This window comes from Streptomyces sp. NBC_01077 (genome assembly GCF_045162855.1).
In the GTDB taxonomy this organism is placed as follows: domain Bacteria; phylum Actinomycetota; class Actinomycetes; order Streptomycetales; family Streptomycetaceae; genus Streptomyces.
Window position 1 is genome coordinate 4,190,561 of sequence record NZ_CP108669.1, and the last position, 17,451, is coordinate 4,208,011.

17 protein-coding genes and 1 pseudogene are annotated in these 17,451 nt (G+C 72.3%); 10 read left to right on the top strand and 8 right to left on the bottom strand.

Annotated elements, in window-relative coordinates:
* Position 1: 1 nt before the first annotated feature.
* On the bottom strand, positions 2-1,333 hold the full coding sequence (gene eno / locus OG462_RS18635; RefSeq protein WP_406058952.1) for a phosphopyruvate hydratase: 1,332 nt from the start codon (positions 1,331-1,333) through the stop codon (positions 2-4).
* 176 nt (positions 1,334-1,509) lie between these two features.
* Here eno and OG462_RS18640 point away from each other — a divergent pair, with 176 nt between their 5' ends.
* Positions 1,510-1,932 (top strand): MarR family winged helix-turn-helix transcriptional regulator, encoded by a 423-nt coding sequence (locus tag OG462_RS18640; protein ID WP_406058953.1) that lies wholly within the window; start codon positions 1,510-1,512, stop codon positions 1,930-1,932.
* On the opposite strand, the pseudogene OG462_RS18645 reads toward OG462_RS18640, so the two are convergent.
* Positions 1,929-2,875, bottom strand: a pseudogene (locus OG462_RS18645) (IS481 family transposase). The gene OG462_RS18640 and the pseudogene OG462_RS18645 overlap by 4 nt on opposite strands.
* Before the next feature lie 40 nt (positions 2,876-2,915).
* On the opposite strand from OG462_RS18645, the gene OG462_RS18650 reads away from it, so the two are divergent.
* From OG462_RS18650 to OG462_RS18660, 3 genes are all read left to right on the top strand, one after another.
* Positions 2,916-3,926, top strand: coding sequence for a quinone oxidoreductase family protein (locus OG462_RS18650; RefSeq protein ID WP_406058954.1), 1,011 nt, complete (start codon positions 2,916-2,918; stop codon positions 3,924-3,926).
* A gap of 230 nt (positions 3,927-4,156) precedes the next feature.
* Positions 4,157-4,750, top strand: coding sequence for a GNAT family N-acetyltransferase (locus tag OG462_RS18655; RefSeq protein ID WP_406058955.1), 594 nt, complete (start codon positions 4,157-4,159; stop codon positions 4,748-4,750).
* 201 nt (positions 4,751-4,951) lie between these two features.
* Positions 4,952-5,479: an RICIN domain-containing protein gene (locus OG462_RS18660; protein ID WP_406058957.1), complete on the top strand. Its 528-nt coding sequence runs from the start codon at positions 4,952-4,954 to the stop codon at positions 5,477-5,479.
* A 22-nt stretch (positions 5,480-5,501) separates the two neighbouring features.
* On the opposite strand, the gene OG462_RS18665 is transcribed toward OG462_RS18660, so the two are convergent.
* Positions 5,502-6,440 carry a helix-turn-helix domain-containing protein gene (locus tag OG462_RS18665; RefSeq protein WP_406058959.1) on the bottom strand — a complete coding sequence of 313 codons (939 nt, stop codon included), beginning with the start codon at positions 6,438-6,440 and terminating at the stop codon, positions 5,502-5,504.
* A 314-nt stretch (positions 6,441-6,754) separates the two neighbouring features.
* Here OG462_RS18665 and OG462_RS18670 point away from each other — a divergent pair, with 314 nt between their 5' ends.
* The 4 genes from OG462_RS18670 (at position 6,755) to OG462_RS18685 (ending at position 9,570) form a co-directional block, all read left to right on the top strand.
* On the top strand, positions 6,755-7,168 hold the full coding sequence (locus OG462_RS18670; protein ID WP_406058960.1) for an ML domain-containing protein: 414 nt from the start codon (positions 6,755-6,757) through the stop codon (positions 7,166-7,168).
* Between the two features lie 810 nt (positions 7,169-7,978).
* Complete coding sequence (locus OG462_RS18675; protein WP_406058962.1) at positions 7,979-8,368, top strand: hypothetical protein; 390 nt, start codon at positions 7,979-7,981, stop codon at positions 8,366-8,368.
* Positions 8,369-8,467: 99 nt separating this feature from the next.
* Positions 8,468-9,133, top strand: coding sequence for an RNA polymerase sigma factor (locus tag OG462_RS18680; protein ID WP_406066602.1), 666 nt, complete (start codon positions 8,468-8,470; stop codon positions 9,131-9,133).
* Positions 9,130-9,570 carry a hypothetical protein gene (locus OG462_RS18685; protein ID WP_406058964.1) on the top strand — a complete coding sequence of 147 codons (441 nt, stop codon included), beginning with the start codon at positions 9,130-9,132 and terminating at the stop codon, positions 9,568-9,570. Before OG462_RS18680 ends, OG462_RS18685 begins: the two co-directional genes overlap by 4 nt.
* A 78-nt stretch (positions 9,571-9,648) precedes the next feature.
* On the opposite strand, the gene OG462_RS18690 is transcribed toward OG462_RS18685, so the two are convergent.
* From OG462_RS18690 to OG462_RS18705, 4 genes are all read right to left on the bottom strand, one after another.
* The gene (locus tag OG462_RS18690; RefSeq protein ID WP_406058966.1) at positions 9,649-10,044 is read right to left on the bottom strand and encodes a hypothetical protein; all 396 of its coding nucleotides are present in this window, start codon (positions 10,042-10,044) and stop codon (positions 9,649-9,651) included.
* 127 nt (positions 10,045-10,171) lie between these two features.
* Entirely contained in the window at positions 10,172-11,779 is a 1,608-nt protein-coding gene (locus OG462_RS18695; RefSeq protein ID WP_406058968.1) for a protein kinase domain-containing protein, read from the bottom strand.
* Positions 11,776-12,378, bottom strand: coding sequence for a hypothetical protein (locus OG462_RS18700; protein WP_406058970.1), 603 nt, complete (start codon positions 12,376-12,378; stop codon positions 11,776-11,778). Before OG462_RS18700 ends, OG462_RS18695 begins: the two co-directional genes overlap by 4 nt.
* Positions 12,379-12,571: 193 nt before the next feature.
* A complete protein-coding gene (locus OG462_RS18705; protein ID WP_406066604.1) occupies positions 12,572-14,719 on the bottom strand; it encodes an N-6 DNA methylase in 2,148 nt (715 codons plus the stop codon).
* A gap of 225 nt (positions 14,720-14,944) precedes the next feature.
* Between OG462_RS18705 and OG462_RS18710 the strand changes: the two genes are divergently transcribed.
* Positions 14,945-15,769, top strand: coding sequence for a DUF4352 domain-containing protein (locus tag OG462_RS18710; protein ID WP_406058972.1), 825 nt, complete (start codon positions 14,945-14,947; stop codon positions 15,767-15,769).
* 75 nt (positions 15,770-15,844) lie between these two features.
* Positions 15,845-16,609: a hypothetical protein gene (locus OG462_RS18715; RefSeq protein ID WP_406058974.1), complete on the top strand. Its 765-nt coding sequence runs from the start codon at positions 15,845-15,847 to the stop codon at positions 16,607-16,609.
* 78 nt (positions 16,610-16,687) lie between these two features.
* On the opposite strand, the gene OG462_RS18720 is transcribed toward OG462_RS18715, so the two are convergent.
* Entirely contained in the window at positions 16,688-17,434 is a 747-nt protein-coding gene (locus tag OG462_RS18720) for an N-acetyltransferase (protein WP_406058975.1), read from the bottom strand.
* Positions 17,435-17,451: the final 17 nt, after the last annotated feature.

Genomic DNA, 17,451 nt, shown 5'->3' on the forward strand with positions numbered 1-17,451 from the left:
CCTAGGAGCCGAGCGCCCCCGACGTGGTGACGACGGCACGGTCCAGCACCGCTCCGCCCGCGTAGCGCGCGGACGCACCCAGCTCCTCCTCGATCCTGATGAGCTGGTTGTACTTCGCCGTACGGTCGGACCGGGACAGCGAGCCGGTCTTGATCTGGCCGCAGCCCGTCGCCACCGCCAGGTCCGCGATGGTGGTGTCCTCCGTCTCGCCGGAACGGTGCGACATGACGACGGTCCAGCCGGCGCGGTGCGCGGTGGCGACCGTGGCGAGGGCTTCGGTCAGGGTGCCGATCTGGTTGACCTTGACCAGGACCGAGTTGCCGACACCGGTGCGGATGCCCTCGCGCAGCAGATTCTCATTGGTGCAGAACACGTCGTCGCCGGTGAGCTGGCAGCGGTCGCCGACGCGGGCGGTCAGCTCCCGCCAGCCGTCCAGGTCGTCCTCGGCCATCGGGTCCTCGACGGAGACGATCGGATACGCGTCGATCAGCTTGGCCAGGTAGTCCGCGTGCTCGGTGGGCGTACGGCGGACACCCTCGCCCGCGTAGTCGTACACCCCGTCGCGGAAGAACTCCGAAGAGGCCGGGTCCATGACCAGGCCGATGTCCGTGCCGGGCCGGTAACCGGTGCGCTCGATGGCCGCCATGACGAAGTCCAGCGCCTCCTCGGCGGTACGGAGTGCGGGCGCGAAGCCGCCCTCGTCGCCGACGCCCGTGGCGTGCCCGGCGGACAGCAGATCGCGACGGAGCGTGTGGAAGACCTCGGAGCCCATACGGACTGCTTCCGCGAAGGTCTCCGCTCCGACCGGAGCGATCATGAACTCCTGGAAGTCCAGCGGGTTGTCGGCGTGGGCACCGCCGTTGACGATGTTCATCATCGGCAGCGGGAGGAGGCGGGCGTCGGCCCCGCCGAGGTACCGGTAGAGCGGCCGGCGGTGGGCCGCCGCGGCGGCCTTCGCGGCGGCGAGGGAGACGCCGAGGAGCGCGTTGGCGCCGAGCCGGGACTTGTCGGCCGTGCCGTCGAGCGCGACGAGCGCGGCATCGAGTCCCGCCTGATCGCCGGCGTCGCGGCCGACGACCGCTGCCGCGATGTCGCCGTTGACGTGGGCGACGGCACGGTCGACGCCCTTGCCGTGCCAGCGCTCGGGGTCCCCGTCGCGCAGCTCCACTGCCTCCCGTGCGCCGGTGGAGGCGCCGGAGGGGACGGCGGCGCGGCCGAGGGATCCGTCGGCGAGGAGGACATCGGCTTCGACGGTGGGGTTGCCCCGGCTGTCGATGACCCTGCGGGCGGTGACGGACTGGATGACGGTGGACTCAACTGCCGGGGAAACCATGGAAGGTCCTTCGCGTTGACGTACGCCGCGGCCCTGCTGCGACAGCGCTGGCGCGTGCCGCGACAGTTCTGACTCTACAGCAATGCTGTTCAGTTCAGCTGTTCAGTTCGGCTGTTCAGTTCTGCTGCACAGATGGCTGGCACGGCTTCGCCGGTGGTCGCCGGTTAAAGTGCCCTATGCCCACCCCGGAACCCGCCGCCGTCGCCACCGAACTGCGTACCGCGATGGGCAAGCTCACGCGGCGCGTGAAGCACGAGGACCGGATCCCGCTCGGCCACGTCTCCGTGCTCGGCACCCTCGATCGCGACGGGGCCATGACCACCAGCGATCTGGCGGCGGACCAGCGCGTACGACCCCAGTCCATGGCCCGCTCGGTCGGGCTGCTCATGGAACAGGGGCTCGTCGTCCGCCGGGCTCACCCCACGGACGGCCGCAAGTCCCTGGTGGAGCTCTCCCCTGCGGGACGGACCGCTCTCGAAGCGGAGCGCGGGCGCAGGGTGGGCTGGCTCGCCCAGGCCATCGAGCTCGAACTCACCGGCGAGGAGCGCGAGGTGCTGGCGCGCAGCGCCGCCCTGATGGAGCGGCTCGCCGCGCGCTAGGTGTATTGCCTCGTTGGGTTGGGGACGCGGCTTGCGGGTGGTTTGCCTGCGAGTGCGGTGTGTCCGCGGTGGTGATTGTAGGAGTGGAGCCAGCCGGGGAACGCTTCGCGGCGTTCGATGTCTGACCGGTAGGGGCGGGCGTAGGCCCATTCGTCGAGCAGGGTGCGGTTGAAGCGTTCGACCTTGCCGTTGGTCTGGGGCCGGTGGGGCCGGGTTCGTTTGTGGGTGATCCCGGCCGCCGCCAGGCTGTCGCGCCAGTCGCGTGAGCGGTAGCAGGAGCCGTTGTCGGTCAGAACCCGTTCGACGGTGATCCCAGCGCCGGTGAAGAAGGCGTGGGCCCGTTGCCAGAAGGCGGTGGCGGTCTCCTTCTTCTCGTCCGCGTGGATCTCGCTGTAGGCGAGGCGGGAGTGGTCGTCGACGGCGGTGTGCAGGTAGCTGTAGCCGGCGTTCCTGCGGGTCTTGCGGCCCGCTTGCCGGCCCAGGACCTTGTGTCCGCCGCCGTCGGGGATGTTGCCGAGCTTCTTGATGTCGACGTGCACGAGCTCGCCGGGTTTCTCGCGTTCGTAGCGGCGTATGACGTGCCCGGTCGCGCGGTCGAGGTGGGTCAGGCGGGCCGGTCGGTAGCGGGTCAGGACGCGGTGGACGGTCGAGGGGACCAGGCCGAGCAGGTGGGCGATACGGGCCGGTCCCCAGCGGCGCAGGAGGCGGACCTTGATGATCCGGCGTTCGGTCCGGGTCGGTGTCCGGCGCGGCGTGTGATGGGGACGGCTGGAGCGGTCACCCATGCCCGCTTTTCGCCCAGGGCGCGGTAGCGGTCGGCCCATCGCTGGGCGGTGGTCGGTGAGACCTGGAAGCGTTCGGCGGCCCGGCGCAGGGGCCAGCCGTCCTCGACCACACAGCGGGGGCGGCGGGCTGGTCTGCTTGCCGGGAATCGGATCGCCATCAACGGGGTTGGTGGGGGATGAGCCGTTAATTGGAGGAACATGCGAGCGATTCAGGTGTACGCAGTGGGCGGTCCCGAGGTGCTGCAGGAGGCCAAGGTGGACCAGCCGCGGCCGGGTCCGGGCGAGGCGATCGTGGAGGTCGCCGCATCGGGGGTCAACTTCCTCGACGTCTACCACCGCGAAGGCCGGTACAGCCTCCCGCTGCCCTTCACCCCGGGCGCTGAGGGCGCCGGCACGGTCGTCGAAGTTGGACCCGGCGTCGCTGACGTCGCAGTCGGGGACCGGGTCGGTTGGGTGGAGATTCCCGGCACGTATGCCGAGCGGGCCGTCGTGGACTCCTCCCGGCTGGTGCCGCTGCCCGACGATATCGGCTTCGAGACAGCCGCCGCCGTGCTCCTCCAAGGCATGACCGCGCACTATCTCGTCAAGGACGCCTACCCGGTTCAGGGGGGCGACACGGTGCTCGTGCATGCGGCTGCTGGTGGCATGGGGCTGCTTTTGACCCAGCTCATCACCCATCTCGGCGGCAGGGTGATCGGCACGACGTCGACCACGGCGAAGGCCGAGCTGGCGAAGCGTGCCGGGGCCGCTGAGGTGATCCTTTCCTCCGCAGTCGACGATCTCGCAGCCGAGGTGAGGCGGCTCAACGGCGGTCAGGGACTGCCGGTTGTCTTCGACGGCGTCGGCGCGCACACCTTCGATGCGAGCCTCGCCAGCCTGCGAACCCGCGGCCATCTCGTGCTCTTCGGCGCGGCAAGTGGTGCCGTGCCGCCGTTTGATCCGATTCGGCTCGCCCACGGCGGTTCGCTGACCCTGATCCGGCCCAGCCTCGGGGACTTCATCGCCGATCGGTCCGAACTGCTCCGACGGGCCGCCGATGTGTTCGAGTGGGTGCGCTCCAAGGCGCTTGAGGTCACCGTAACGGGCCGCTACGCATTGTCCGAGGCCGCCCAGGCCCACAGCGATCTGGAGGCTCGGCGTACCACCGGCAAGCTGCTCGTCATACCCGATGCGGCCGCTATTGGACGCCGCGAGGAGACGCAGAGCTGATCGCGGGTGACGAGGTCGGGGATCTTGGAGACTGAGATGTCGAGGGCATGGCCGACCGCCATCGCCAAGATCCCCGACAGCGTCAGGCACTCAGCAGGCCAAGATCAAGTTCTGGCGGGTTTCTGGCGTATCTGGGTCACACCCCTTCAAGATCCCTCAGCCGAGACCTGGCTCACCCGTCCACAACCTCCCGGGACAGAACAGCTAGGGCGGCCTATAGGTTGCCCGGTATGACTGGACCGGGAACCGTCACATGGCCGCCTGCCCCGATACGGACCGAACGGCTCGTGCTCCGCGAGTCCGAGGCCCGAGACCGTGCGGCGTTCGTCGAGCTGTTCGCATCGCCCGAGGTGGGCACGTACGTCGGCGGCTCCCGACCGCGTGACGAGCTCGAACGCGGGATGCCCGAGGTGCCCGGACGGCGCCCCGGCCTCTTCGTGATCGAGCTCGACGGAGCGATGATCGGCATGATCACACTCGATCGGCGCGACGCGGGACGTCCGGGGCACGTCCGTCCGGAGCACGTCCGTCCGGAGCACGTCCGTCCGGAGCACGTCCGTCCGGAGGCCGGGGAGGCCGAGCTCGGTTACATGTTCCTGCCGCAGGCGTGGGGGTGCGGGTACGCCGCCGAGGCGTGCGCGGCGGCACTCGACTGGTTCGCCGACACACATCCCGGCGAGCCGCTGGTGCTCTCCACCCAGACCGCCAACGAGCGCGCGATGCGCCTCGCGGCGAAGCTCGGGTTCACCGAGGTGGAGCGGTTCGAGGAGTACGGCGCCGAGCAGTGGTTCGCCGTGTGGTCCCCGGTCACGCCGTCCGGTTGAGCCAGGTCGTATGCACGACGCTCCGGGGCCACCTCCCCTCTCTCCCGCCCCCTTCCCCGTCCCGTCTCCCCCGTCCCGGGACGTCTCAGGGGTCACGGGGGCGGACGCGGCACGGTCGGAGCCGCAGGATGTGCGGCAGTGGCGCGGCCGGGCGGCGGCTCGCGCCGGGGCCGGAGCAGTTCTACGGGGAGGACCCACGTCATGCGCAAGAGATTCGCAGCGATCTTCACGGCGGCCACGGCGGTCGCCGGCCTGGGTCTGTCGACGGCCCCGGCGCAGGCCGCGAGCGTCTACAACATCGAGATCAACATCGGCAACGGCTACTGCCTGGACATCCCGAACAGCCAGGCCTACCCCGGGCAGTTCGTCCAGCAGTGGTACTGCAACGGCACCGACGCCCAGAAGTGGAACGTCGTCGACGCGGGCTCGCAGTACTTCAAGGTCCAGAGCAAGGCCTGGCCGCAGTACTGCCTGAACAACTTCGAGTCCACCGCCGCCAGTGGCGGGCACATCAAGCTCTACGACTGCAACGACCCCACCGACTCCCTGTTCAACCGCAAGGGCGTGGAGAGCTTCGACCACTTGTGGAAGTTCCAGCCGAAGCTGGCGGCGACGACCTGCGTGAACATGTGGGGCGGCGACCAGGTGGGCGCGGTGGCGCGGCTGTTCGACTGCAACGACGAGAAGACCAACTCGTACTTCGACCTGTGGAACGTGTCCTCCATGTGAGGGAGCCGGCACGGAGACTGACTCACGCTGCGCGCCGAAGCTCCGCCGCGTCTGCGGCGTCTGCGGCGTCTGCGGCGCAGTCCGGGCACTGGCCCGGTTCCGGGGCGCGGAAGGCCGTTTCGTCGCAGGTGACGCAGAACTGGATCGGGTACGGGCCGGTGGCGCGGGACGGCGTGGGCAGCGGGGGCGGCAGGAGGCTGGTCAGGCGGTGGGACAGCAGGCCCGCCGGGTGCCTGAGCGTCTCGGGGAGCGCCCCGAGCAGGGTCCGCCGTACGGCCTCCGGGCTCGCGCCCCGGGCGAACCAGGCATCCACGGCCGGGGCGAGGTGCTGGACGTCCCGCGCGGAGAGCAGCATGCGGGGATCGTGCCGCCGCAGATCGAGAAGGAGTCGGGCGGCGGGACCCTCGGGGAGGGGGCCGGCCGGGCTTTTGCGCGCCGGCTTCCGCTCGGACTCGGCCTCGATCTCGGTCTCGGTCTCGGTCTCGGAGCCCGACGTGAGCTCGCGCTCGGGGCCGGTGTCGGTCTCGGGGTCGGTCTCGGGCTCGGTCTCGGGCTCGGGGTCGGTCTCGGGCTCGGGGTCGGGGTCGGGGTCCGCGGGGTCGTCAGCCTCAGCCGCGACCGCTGACCCGCCCGGCTGGTTGTACGAAACCGTCCGGGTCTTGATCTCGCCGTTGGGCTGACGCTCGCGCGTCCGGGAGAGGTAGCCGTGCGCCTCCAGCTCGCGCAGCGCGGCGGCGACGCGGATCTCGCCCTCGGGGAAGCGCCCGGCCAACGCCTTGATGCCGACGGGCGTGCCGGCGGGCAACGACTGGATGTGGACGGCGAGGCCGATCGCGGTCAGCGAGAGGTGCTCGTGCCGGGCGAGGTGGTTGCCGACGATCGTGTAGCGCGTGGTGTGCGGCACGTTGGCGTGGATGACGCCCGTGCGGGAAGAGGGCGCGCTAGGGTGCTGAGCATCCATCGGGAAGGGTCTACTTCCTGTTTGGTCAGGCCCTCGCCAGGATTGCGACTCCCGGTCGGGGGCCGAACTATTTTCAGTTCGGATCGCCGCGAGCATATGCCAGGCAACCACCCCAAGATCCAGCCCAGTTGGCAGAGTTCGCTCGTGTGGGTGACGCACCCTCAGGGGAACCACTCACAGCAGGTGGGGAGGGGTGGGTACTTGCCCTCAGTACTTAAAAGGACGTCGGGACGAACCGCGTCGCGGCTCCGAACGACCCGGCCGGGGCGCTTCGATCGCACACGTTGAGCGATGCTGACGCTACGCTCCGCGACATGAGCACTTGGGATTACGAAGACGCGGGCCTGCCCACGGACGCGCTGCAGATCCAGAGCATCACCATCACCCCGGACCCGCCGCAGCCGGGCAGTCCGGCGAAGATGACCATCAAGGCGACCGTCCAGGAGGCCATCGAGGAGGGCGCCTTCTACAACCTCACGGTCAAACTGGGCCTCATCAAGCTGCTGCAGAAGCAGATCGACCTCTTCGAGGAACTGCGCAGCGGCACCCTGACCGTGACCCCGGACCCGGCGGGCGGACCGATCAAGCCGGGCGAGGTGGAGCTGACGTACGCCCTGAACCTCCCGAGGGAGGTCCCGAAGGCCAAGTTCAACCTGGATGTGGCCGCGTTCAACGCGAACGAGGAGGACCTGGCCACCCTCAAGTTCAGGTTCGACTTCACGCGCTGACCACCGGGCCCGCACCCACCGCCCGCCGCGCGGGCACACCCCGGTAGCCAGGCACCCGCACCCAACGCCCGCCGTGTGGGCACACCCACGCTGCCGAGCAGCCGCACCCAACGCCCGCCGCGCGGGCACACCCCGGTAGCCGGGCAGCCGCACCCACCGCCCGCCGTGTGGGCACACCCCGGTTGCCAGGCACCCGCGCCCGCCGCCCGCCGTGTGGGCAATCGTCCCGCGGGGCGGGACGGGTGGGCACACGGGACGGCGCCCTCGGCGGCGCCTCCGCCCCTTGTGCCTGGACCCGCACCAAGCAGTGGCGGCGCACCTGTGGTGCGGGTTCAGGCGCGGAAGTCTAGGCCCGGCAAGGGGCGCCGTTCCGTTGTGCCCACCCGTTCCGCCCCTGGGGGTCCCCCCGGACGGAGTCTGGGGGAGGAACAGTTGCCCACAGCGGGGGCGGCGGGGCACGGAAGGCGCGGGGGCGCAGCCAGCGGCGGGGCGGGCGCCGAAGGCCCAGGGGCGCAGCCACAGTGGCGGCGGGGCACCGAAGGAGCGGAGCCAGCGGCGGTGCGGGCGCGGGCAGGGCGTCGGCGAGGGCGGCGTCCGGGAGCGCGAGGCGCCGGATCCCCGGGTGCGGAGATCCGGGCGAGAGCGCCGGGGCGCCAGGCGCCGAGACCCTGGCGGGCGCACCGAGACCCCAGGCGCCGAGATCCGGTGGGAGATTTCTTGCTTCGGGTCGCAACCTCGGGGGGTGACGGACGTCTGGTGGGTTGAAGGCGCCCTTCAGACCGTGTCCGTCCCCTTCCTCGGGAGAACCCCATGTCCAGCCACGTCAAGCGGAACCTCCGCCCCCGCCCCCGGATCCTGGGCGTCGTCGCCGGTGCCGCGCTCCTCCTCGGCGGCGGCTTCGTCGCGCAGGCCGTCGCCGACTCCGGCCCGAAGCCCGCCCCGGCCGCGCCGAAGGTCGCAGCCCCCGACGCCGCCCCCGAGGCCGCCCCGGCCCCGGCCGTCGCCCCGAAGGCCGCCAAGCCCCTCGCCGCCCCGGCTCCGGCCGTCGCTCCGAAGGTCGTCGCGCCCGGCAAGCCGGCGCCCGCGCCCGCGTCCGCCCAGGGTGCCAAGCCCGTGGCACAGCCCGCCCCCGCCGCGGCCCCCGCGGCCAAGCCGGCGGCGGCTCCGGCCGGCGTCGCGCCCCGCGTCATCCAGAAGTAGCCCCACGCGGTAGCACCGTGGAGTGGGCGACCGGGTCGGGCTTGCGCAGGTTTCGGTCCGGTCGTCCCTCCTTCCCGCAACGGAACGAGGACCGTGCAGTTGTCGTACGCCATATCCGTACCCGCAGCCGTACCCGACGACCGGCCGTCGCCCTGGTGGGGCCGGCTGCTCGCCCGCATCTCCCGGACCCGGACCCGGTTCGACGACGACGCGCCCGCGACCGTACGGGGGCGGGGGCGGCATCTGCATGCCGTGGGCGACTCGTACGACCACGAGCCGCCGCCCACCCTGACCGAGCTCTACCGCGCGCGACGGCTCGACATGGTGCGGCTCGCGCTCTTCCTCGTCGACGACCTGCACACCGCCGAGGACGTCGTCCAGGACGCGTTCGCCGCCGTGTGCCGGACGTACGGCACCTCCCTGCACGGGCTCCAGGACCCGGGCGCGTACCTGCACACCGCCGTGGTCAACGCGGCCCGCTCCGTGCTGCGCAGGCGTCGCACCGCGCGCGCGTACACCCCTCCCCACCCGGTCGCCGGGCCGCCCGTCGACGAGGGTCTGCTGCTCGCCGAGGAGCACCGGCACGTGCTCGACGCGCTCGGCGGGCTGACCCGCCGCCAGCGCGAGGTCCTCGTCCTGCGCTACTGGTCGGAGCTGACCGAGGCGCAGATCGCGCAGACGCTCGGCCTCTCGCGCGGCACGGTGAAGTCCACGGCGAGCCGCGCGCTCGACGCCTTGGAGAAGAAGCTGGAGGCGGGCCGATGAGACCGCATGCCGAGGGCCGCCAGGATCCCCTCACCGTCACGGAGGAGCGGCTGCGGGCCGCGTTCGCCGCCCGCGCCGCCCTCGTCACGTACCGGGATCTGCGTCACGACGAGCCCCCTCAGGGGCGGAGTCGGGGGCTGCGGCGGGTGCGTGGCCTCGCCTTCGCCTCGCTGGGCGCCGTCGCCGCCGTGGCGGCCGCGTACCTGCTGGTCGTCCTGGTGCCCGGCAGCACGGTCGCCCCGACCCCGGCGCCGCCCGCCCGCCCCCCGGGTATCAGCAAGTCCCCGGTCACGCCGACGCCCGCCGTGGTCGCCCCGTCCGTCGCCGGACCCGGGGCGGAGCCGAAGCCCGGGGCGGAGGCGGGACCTGAGGCCGAGCCGAAGCCCGGGGCGCCCTCGACGCCCGGGCGCGGGCCGAAGCCCGTCGGGCAGCCGTAGCGCGTCTCGTCGGGCATGCGAGAAGGGCCGGAACCCTCACGGGGGTTCCGGCCCTTCTCGGAAGGCTGTTCGCGCGAACTACTTCGCGGGGACCTCTTCGAGGCACAGCACGAACTTGTCCGACTCCAGCTGCTGCGCGAGCGCCGACAGCTCCGTGCCGCACTTGTTCACGTCGAAGGTGTCGTCGATGACCTTGACGACCTTGAACAGGTCGGCCTTGCCCGAGGAGCAGTCCGTGGTGTCGACCTTGGGGTCGTTGTCCGGGCCCGTCACGGTGACGCACTCGCCGGCCTTGGCGTGCACGGGGGCGTCGCCGGTGAGGTACGGCAGGCCGAGCTTCACGCCGAGGGCGAGGGCGATCGCGAGGACGACACCGCCGACCTTCTTGAGGATGCGGCTGCCCTTCTTCGCGGGGGCGGGCTGCTCCGAGGCGGCGGGCTGCTCGGGGGAGAGGGGCGCGGGCGGCGTCGTCATGAGGGATTCCTTGGGGGCGCGGACATGATCAGACGCGAAGATTACATGCAACAAAACGGTCAAAAGGGATCATGAAGGCGCACGGGTCGATCAGTTGTCGAGTCGTGATCCTGGCGTTCCGTCAGGATCACGGCCCCAGCTGCCGCTGGTGCTCCAGCACCCTCCGCAAGTCCGCCGGAAGCGGGTGATACGGGCCGTACGCGCGCTCCGCGTCGAACAGCAGCCGCTGGAGCTGGTCCTGCCCGGCCGCGTGCTCCCCCGTCGCCACGAGGAGCAGGGCGACCCGCTGCCGGATGTCGAAGGCGCGCGCCGGATCCCCCTCGTAGTACGGCAGGACCGCGCGGAACTCGGTGAGCGCGGCAGCCGTTTCCCCGAGCTGCTCCAGGCACAGGGCGGCGTCGTACCGGAACTGCAGGGCCTGCGGATCCGCCGCGCCCGCCTCCGCGTCGCGGTCCGCCGCGAGGCGGCGCAGCTCGGGCAGCGCGCGCCGGTACTGGCCGTCGTCCATCAGCGTGGACGCGTACTGCTTGCGCAGGATGCGGACGACCGGCGACCGCTCGCCGTGTTCTGCGGCGGCCGCGGGCAGGATCGCGCCGAGCATGTCCACGGCCTGGGTGAGCGCCCCCTCGCCGAGCAACCGCTTCACCTCGTCCACGGCGGCGGCGACATCGGGGCGGGCGGGGGGCGGCGGATACGAGGTCCTCGGGTCGGCCCGGGGGACGGTGGGCGGCACGGGCGGCGCGGGCGGCGGGGCCTGCACCGGAACGGCCTGAACCCCTGCCGGAACGGCCGTCGTGGGAACCGCGGCAGCCGGCGCCGCCGCCGGGCGGTCCGGCCAGGGCGCGTGCGGGCGGAGGAACGGCCGGGTCGGGTCCATCGGGCCCGCCGGGGCCCCGCGCGCGGGAAGCAGCGGCAGCAGGTGTTCGTACACCTCGTGCGCGCCGGAGGGCCGCTCCCTCGGGTCCTTGGCGAGCAGCCGGAGGACGAGCGCTTCGAGGGGCTCGGGGACTTCGGGCCGCAGCTGTCGGAGCGGTACGGGAGCCTCGTACAGATGCCGGTGGAGGACCCCGAGCGCGGTGGACCCGGCGAACGGCACGTTCCCGCTGAGGAGTTCGTGCAGCAGCACGCCGAGCGCGTACAGGTCGGTGGAGGGTCCGACGGCACCGCCCATGGCCTGCTCGGGCGCCATGTAGGCCGGGCTGCCGATGGGGGAACCGGTGTGGGTGAGGCGGGTGGTGTCGCTGTCGAGGACGGAGGCGACACCGAGGTCGAGGACGATGACCGAACCGTCGGGGCGGACCATCACGTTCCGCGGTTTGAGGTCGCGGTGCACGATCGGCACGGCGTGGACGGCGGCGAGCACGGCACACAGCTGCGCGGCGACACTGACCGCCCACTCCCAGGGGTACGGGTCGTGCTCGGCGAGATGGTCGGCGAGGTCGGCGCCCTCCACGTACTGCATGACGAGATACAGGTCCTCGCCCTCGCTGCCCGCGTCGTGGACGGTGACCAGACCGGGGTGGTCGACGTGCGCGGTCACCCGGCACTCGCGCACGAAGCGGCGGCGCAGCTCGTCGGCGGCGGTGGCGGGGCCCGTCATGATGGCCGGCCGGAGCAGCTTCACCGCGACCCGGCGGTCGAGCCTCCGGTCGTACGCCGTCCAGACCTGACCCATGCCGCCCTGTCCGATGACGGTGGCGAGCTCGTAACGCCCGCCGATGACCCGCCCGTTCACGCCCGACCGTCGCCTTCCCCGGTGTGCCGGAGCAGGTCGCTGAGCTCGTCGAGCTCGGCGCGGACCTGGTCGATGCGGTCGGCGCGAGGGGTGTTGGGGACGTGGGGGGCGGGGACGGGGACGGACGGGGCTTCGCCGAGGTACGGGTTCTGGGGTGCGACCCCATGGGGCGCGGTGACGGCGGTGCCGTACGCGTACCCGAGCGGGTGGTGCTGCGCCGGCGGCGTACGGAGCCGCTCGAAGTGGCGGATCTCCGCGACCAGGTAGTACGCGATCGAGCCGGCCGACAGGATCACGATCGCGCCGATCCCGAGGAAGGCCTCCAGATCGCTGCCCACCTCCTCACCCGTGACGGCGATGTACGTGAAGAGCGCGGCCGACCCGAGCAGGGCGAGCCCGAACAGCGCCCAGTCCCACGCCTTGCGGGTGACGATCGCGAGCCGCAGCAACGGCGCCCAGCCGAGGAAACCGCAGCTGAGCAGGGAAAGCGCGCAGAACAGCACGCGCAGAGCGACGAGCCCGCCGGGGGCGGGTCCCTTCGGCGATTGCGACGGCTGAGGCGACTGCGGGGCGTGCGGGGCCTGCGGAGGGCCGTACATTCCTGCTGCTCCTGCTCGAACGGATCGGGTGCGGAGACGAGCGTATACACCCGTTCGGACAACGGATCCGGGATACCCCGAACCGTTGCGGAGCGGAGTCCCCTGCGCGGAGTCCCCGAACGAGCCGCCGAACGAGTCCCCGAACGAGCCGCCGCGCGGAGTCGCCGAGCGAGCCGGACGGATCACGTGGCCGTCAGGGCGCCACCGTGCCGTCGGCCAGTCCGTCGTACAGCCCCTGGACCAGCTGGTCGCCCAGGCGGGAGGTCTCGCGCAGGGCGTCCTCGAAGGCGCCAAGGGCGCGGAAGCGGTCGCCGAAGCGGCGCTGCTCCGACAGGGGCAGGCGCGGGAGCTGGAGACGGCGGACGTCCACGCGGGTCGCGGTCGAGGCGTAGCTGCTGGCCTGCCGGGTGTTGGCGGTGGCCCGGAGGAAACCCGCCAGGAACCAGGGGTCGAGGGCCGCCGGATCGGGGCGCAACAGCTGGAGGTTGCGGCCGAGCGCGGCGCCCGCCGCCGAGTCGTCGACGACCCGGACCATCGCGCCACCGCCCAGGACCGGGACGACCACGTCACCGGCGGCCAGGAGGACCGGCTCCTCGGGCGGGCCGTCGGGCAGCGCGCCCGACGGCGGCCGCACGGCCAGGACGTCGTGGTCGGTGAGGACGGCGACCGGGGCGCCGGCCGGGGCCGTGCCCGCGCCGCCCGCGCGCAGCGTCAGGGCCCCGGCGCGCGCGAGTTCGCCGACCGTCGTGGTGGGCCGGCCGACGCCGACGGCGCCCGCCGGGTCCGTCATGGGCGGCGGCGTCAGCTCCCGCGTACGGCGCAGGGTCTCCGTCAGCCGCTCCCGGACCCCCGTCAGCTGGGCCGCGCCCTCGGCGGCGGCCGGAGGCGGCAGGTGCCGGGCGGGAGCCAGGTCCACGTCGTCGTCCAGCAGCTCGATCACGGGGACGGAGCGGCTCGCCCCCGGCGCCCCGGCCACGGTCCCGTCCCGGTCGAACGGCTTCCAGGCCTCCAGTACGGCGGTGTGCACGGCCGGCCAGTCGAGCCGGTCACGGCCCTGACCGTCCCTGGCCTGACCGGTGTGCTCGGAGGCGGTGTCGACGAGGAGGAGTTCGGCGGCGTGGCGTTCGCCCTGGACCGGCTTGCGCAGCACCCACAGATGCAGCGGGACGCCGTACGGGGGCGCCGCGCCGGCCGGGAGCGCGACGACGGCCCGCAGGGCGCCCCGGCGGAGCAGATCGGCGCGGATCCGGCGGCCCGAGCGGCGGGAGGCGGCGGCCGGCGGCATGAGGAGGACGGCGGTGCCGCCGGGGCGGAGCCGGGCGAGGGCGTGCTGCACCCAGGCCAGTTCGGACTCCGTGCGGGCGGGGAAGCCGTACTCCCAGCGGGGGTCGTAGGCGAGCTCGTCGTGGCCCCAGTTGCGTTCGTTGAACGGCGGGTGGCACAGGACGGCGTCCGCGGCCAGCGTCGGGAAGGCGTCGGCACGCAGGCTGTCACCGGTCCTGACCCGGATGTCGGCGTCGGTGGAGAGCGCCAGGCGCAGGGCGGTCAGCGCGGCGAGGTCGGGGTCGGCGTCCTGGCCGCAGACGGCACCGGGGTGCTCGACCGCGCTCAGCAGGCTTCCGGTGCCGGAGGCGGGATCGAGGACGGTGAGGGGGGTGGCGGGCGCCTTCCGGGTCGCCTTCCGGTTCGCCTTCCCCGACTCTTCTCCCGTTGCCTCTCCCGTTGCCTCTCCCGTCGCTTCTCCCGTTGCTTCCATGCGGGTTCCGGCTCCGGCCAGCGCCGCCATGAGGGCCGCGGGCCCGGGGGGCGTCAGCGTGTACTGGCGCGGGTTGGCGTCGAGGTGACGGCCGAGCAGGAACTCGAAGGCCTCCCGGACACCCGTCTCGGCCGCGAGCTCGGCGGCTCCCCGCAGCAAGGGCACGGAGGCCTTCAGCGCGGGCGCGGTGGGGGTGAGGACGGCCCGCTCCGGGCCGATGCGCTCGGTGAGCGTCTCCTCCAGGGCGACCGGCAGCACCTCCACGAGCCGCTCGTCCGGAAGCTCGGCCAGCGACGGCCAGGCCGCCGACCGGTCCCGTACGAGAAGGAGCGCGCAGCCCGCGTGCACGAGGGCGGTGACCGCGCCGGCCGGATGGCCCGCGATCTGCTGCCAGACGCGCTCGCGGAGCGGGACCTCGGCCAGTTTGCCCTGGTCGCGGAGCCATCGTTCGACCTCGGCGAGGGCGAAGGACGGGCTGGTCTCCGTGCCGCCCACGGGCTTGGGGAAATCGGGATGGCGGCGGCGCCAGTTGCTGACGGCGGCCCGGCCGACCCCGGCGAGCCGGGCGATCCCGGCGGCGGTCACCTCTGTTGCGCCCGACTCTGCTGCGCTCTCCGGCACCTGACCCATCTCCCTGGCTCACCCGCTGACGCGTCCTCGTGTGACTCCGATCTTACTGACGAACGCACGCCGCACCACTTCACAGCGTGAGCCGATCTGTTTCTCGTGAACCGTGTTGACTCGGTTCACAGCCTCTGGTCTGATTGACCCATCGCGCCAGACATCTTCTCTGTCCGGGAGGACACACCCATGTCGTACGACACCCAGGTTCCGCCTGCCGCGCCGCTCACGCCGATGCGCAACGGACTCGGCACCGCCGCCCTGATCCTCGGCATCATCGGCACGGTCTCCGGGCTGATCCCGCTCCTCTTCTGGCTGGCCGGCATCCTCGGCCTGATCGCCCTGATCCTGGGCCTCGTCGGCAAGGGCCGCGTCAAGCGCGGCGAGGCGAACAACAAGGGAGTGGCGCTCACCGGCGTCATCCTGGGCCTCGTGTCCCTGGTCCTCTCGGTCGTCGGCCTGGTCATCACGGTCACGGCCGTCAGCAACGCGGTCGACGAGCTCGACAAGAGCATCAAGGAGACGGCCCCGAAGGACCCGTCGAGCGCCCCGAGCAGCACCGCCCCGGCGGGCAAGGCCCCCGCGGACTCCCCGTCGAAGCCCCCGGCGGCCGACAAGGGCGACAGCCTGGCGGACGGCGACACCCAGGTCTACGAGGACGACGTCGAGGTCACGGTCTCGAACCCCAAGCCGTACACGCCCAGCGAGTACGCGGCCGGCCACACCAAGGGCAACAAGGCCTACCAGGTCACCGTCGTCGTCAAGAACGCCGGCAAGGAGAAGTTCGACGCCGTGGCCGTCATGGTGAGCGCGCGGGCGGGTCAGGACGGCGTCACGGCCGAGCAGGTCTTCGACGAGAAGGCCGGCACGGGCTTCGAAGGCACCGTCCTGCCCGGCAAGAAGGCCACCGTCACCTACGTCTTCGACGCCCCGAAGGACGCCAAGAACCTGACCGTCGAGGTCACCCCGGGCTTCGCCTACGACGCCGCCCAGTGGGAGCTGAAGCTCGGCTGACCCGGGTCGGTCCGCACCCTCCGCCTCCCTGCCCCGCCCCTCCCCCGTACTTCCCTCCTCGGAGACACCACCACCATGCGCGCAGCCACCCACCCCCGCCCCCGGACCCGTCGTACCGCTGTCGCCGCCCTGCTGTGCGCGACCGTCGCGCTCGGCGCCGCCGCCTGCGGCCCGTTCGGCGAGGACACGAAGCCGGCGGCGGGCCCGTTCGGGGACCTGACGGGGTCGCAGATCGTCGACAAGGCCTTCGCGGCGACGAAGGCGGCGAAGTCCCTGACCGTACGCGTCGACCTGAAGTCCCCCGACGAGCCGACGAGCGGCTTCCTCGCCCTCGACACCCGGGGGAACTGCGCGGGCACGCTGACACTGGGAGCGACCAGCACGGCCGAGCTCATCAAGGCCGACGACAAGAACGTGTACATGCGCTTCGACGAGGCCTACCTGCGGGAGCAGGTCAAGGAGGAGAGCCCGGAGGTGCAGGAGGCCACGCTCAAGGAGCTCAGGGGCCGCTGGCTGGAGGCGCCGCTGTCCGACCCCGACGCGAAGGACATGCTGCAGCTCTGCGACCTGAAGTCGCTCCTCGACGGGTTCGAGCAGGGTGCGAGCGGCATCGTGAAGGGCGAGGAGACGACCGTCGACGGGCAGAAGGCGCTGAAGCTGACGGAGCCGGGGGACAAGGGCGAGTCGTCCACGCTGTACGTGGCCACGGAGGGCACGCCGTACGTCCTGAAGATGGTCACGGTGGGCGGCGACGAGCCGGGGACGATCGCGTTCTCGCAGTACGGGAAGCCGGTCGTGGCGAAGGTCCCGGCTGCCAAGAACATCGTCAGGACCGACTGACCGGATGACACACGCGTACGCGTGAGGGGGCCGCTACCGGGGAGCGGCCCCCTCACGCGTGCGTACGTGGATCGAGCGTCAGATGGCGTGCCGGACCCACACATTGGGCTCGACGTAGACCGCGTAGCCGCGCGAGGCTTCGCAGTGGACGGGGACGAGTGCGCCCTCGACCTCGACCGGGCCGTCCGTGTCGAACGGGAGGCCGGTCCACTTGCGCCACTGCTCGACCGATCCGGAGACGGTCATCGAGGCCGGGGCCACCGCCTCGATGACCCCGCCCGCGCGGACGTGGACGCGCAGCCACGCGTCGTGCGGCAGGCCGTCGGCCTCACGCGTACGGAAGGCGTACTCGTGGATGGAGGCCTCGGCCTCCAGGTGCTTGCCGTTCGGGCGGACCGGGGCGACCAGCTCGGAGAAGCCGCGCCGCCCGGCGTTGTCCCGCATCGCGGCGAGCATCCGGTGCGAGAGGCCCTGGCCCAGGGCGCTCGTGTCGACCGTGATCTCGATGGCGCTGACGGTGTCGGCCTCCCGGCCGTGCTTCAGGTCGGAGAACGCCCAGAGCAGCACCTCGTCCCAGCCGCGCGGGGGCAGCTCGCGGCGCCCGTCCACGTCGAGGCGGAAGGGCACGCTGAAGCCACGGGCGACGACCTTGCCCTCGGCGTCGGTGGCCACGAGGACGTACTCCGGCAGCTCACGCACGATCCGCCCGATGTTCGCCCAGCCCACCGGGTCGTACATCATGAACTCGGGCCAGAGGTCGCGCATGCCCCACATCGGCCCTTCCAGTTCGGGGCGCTCGGCAAGGGTCGAGATGTTCAGGTCCATGCAGGCAGCGTAAAGAT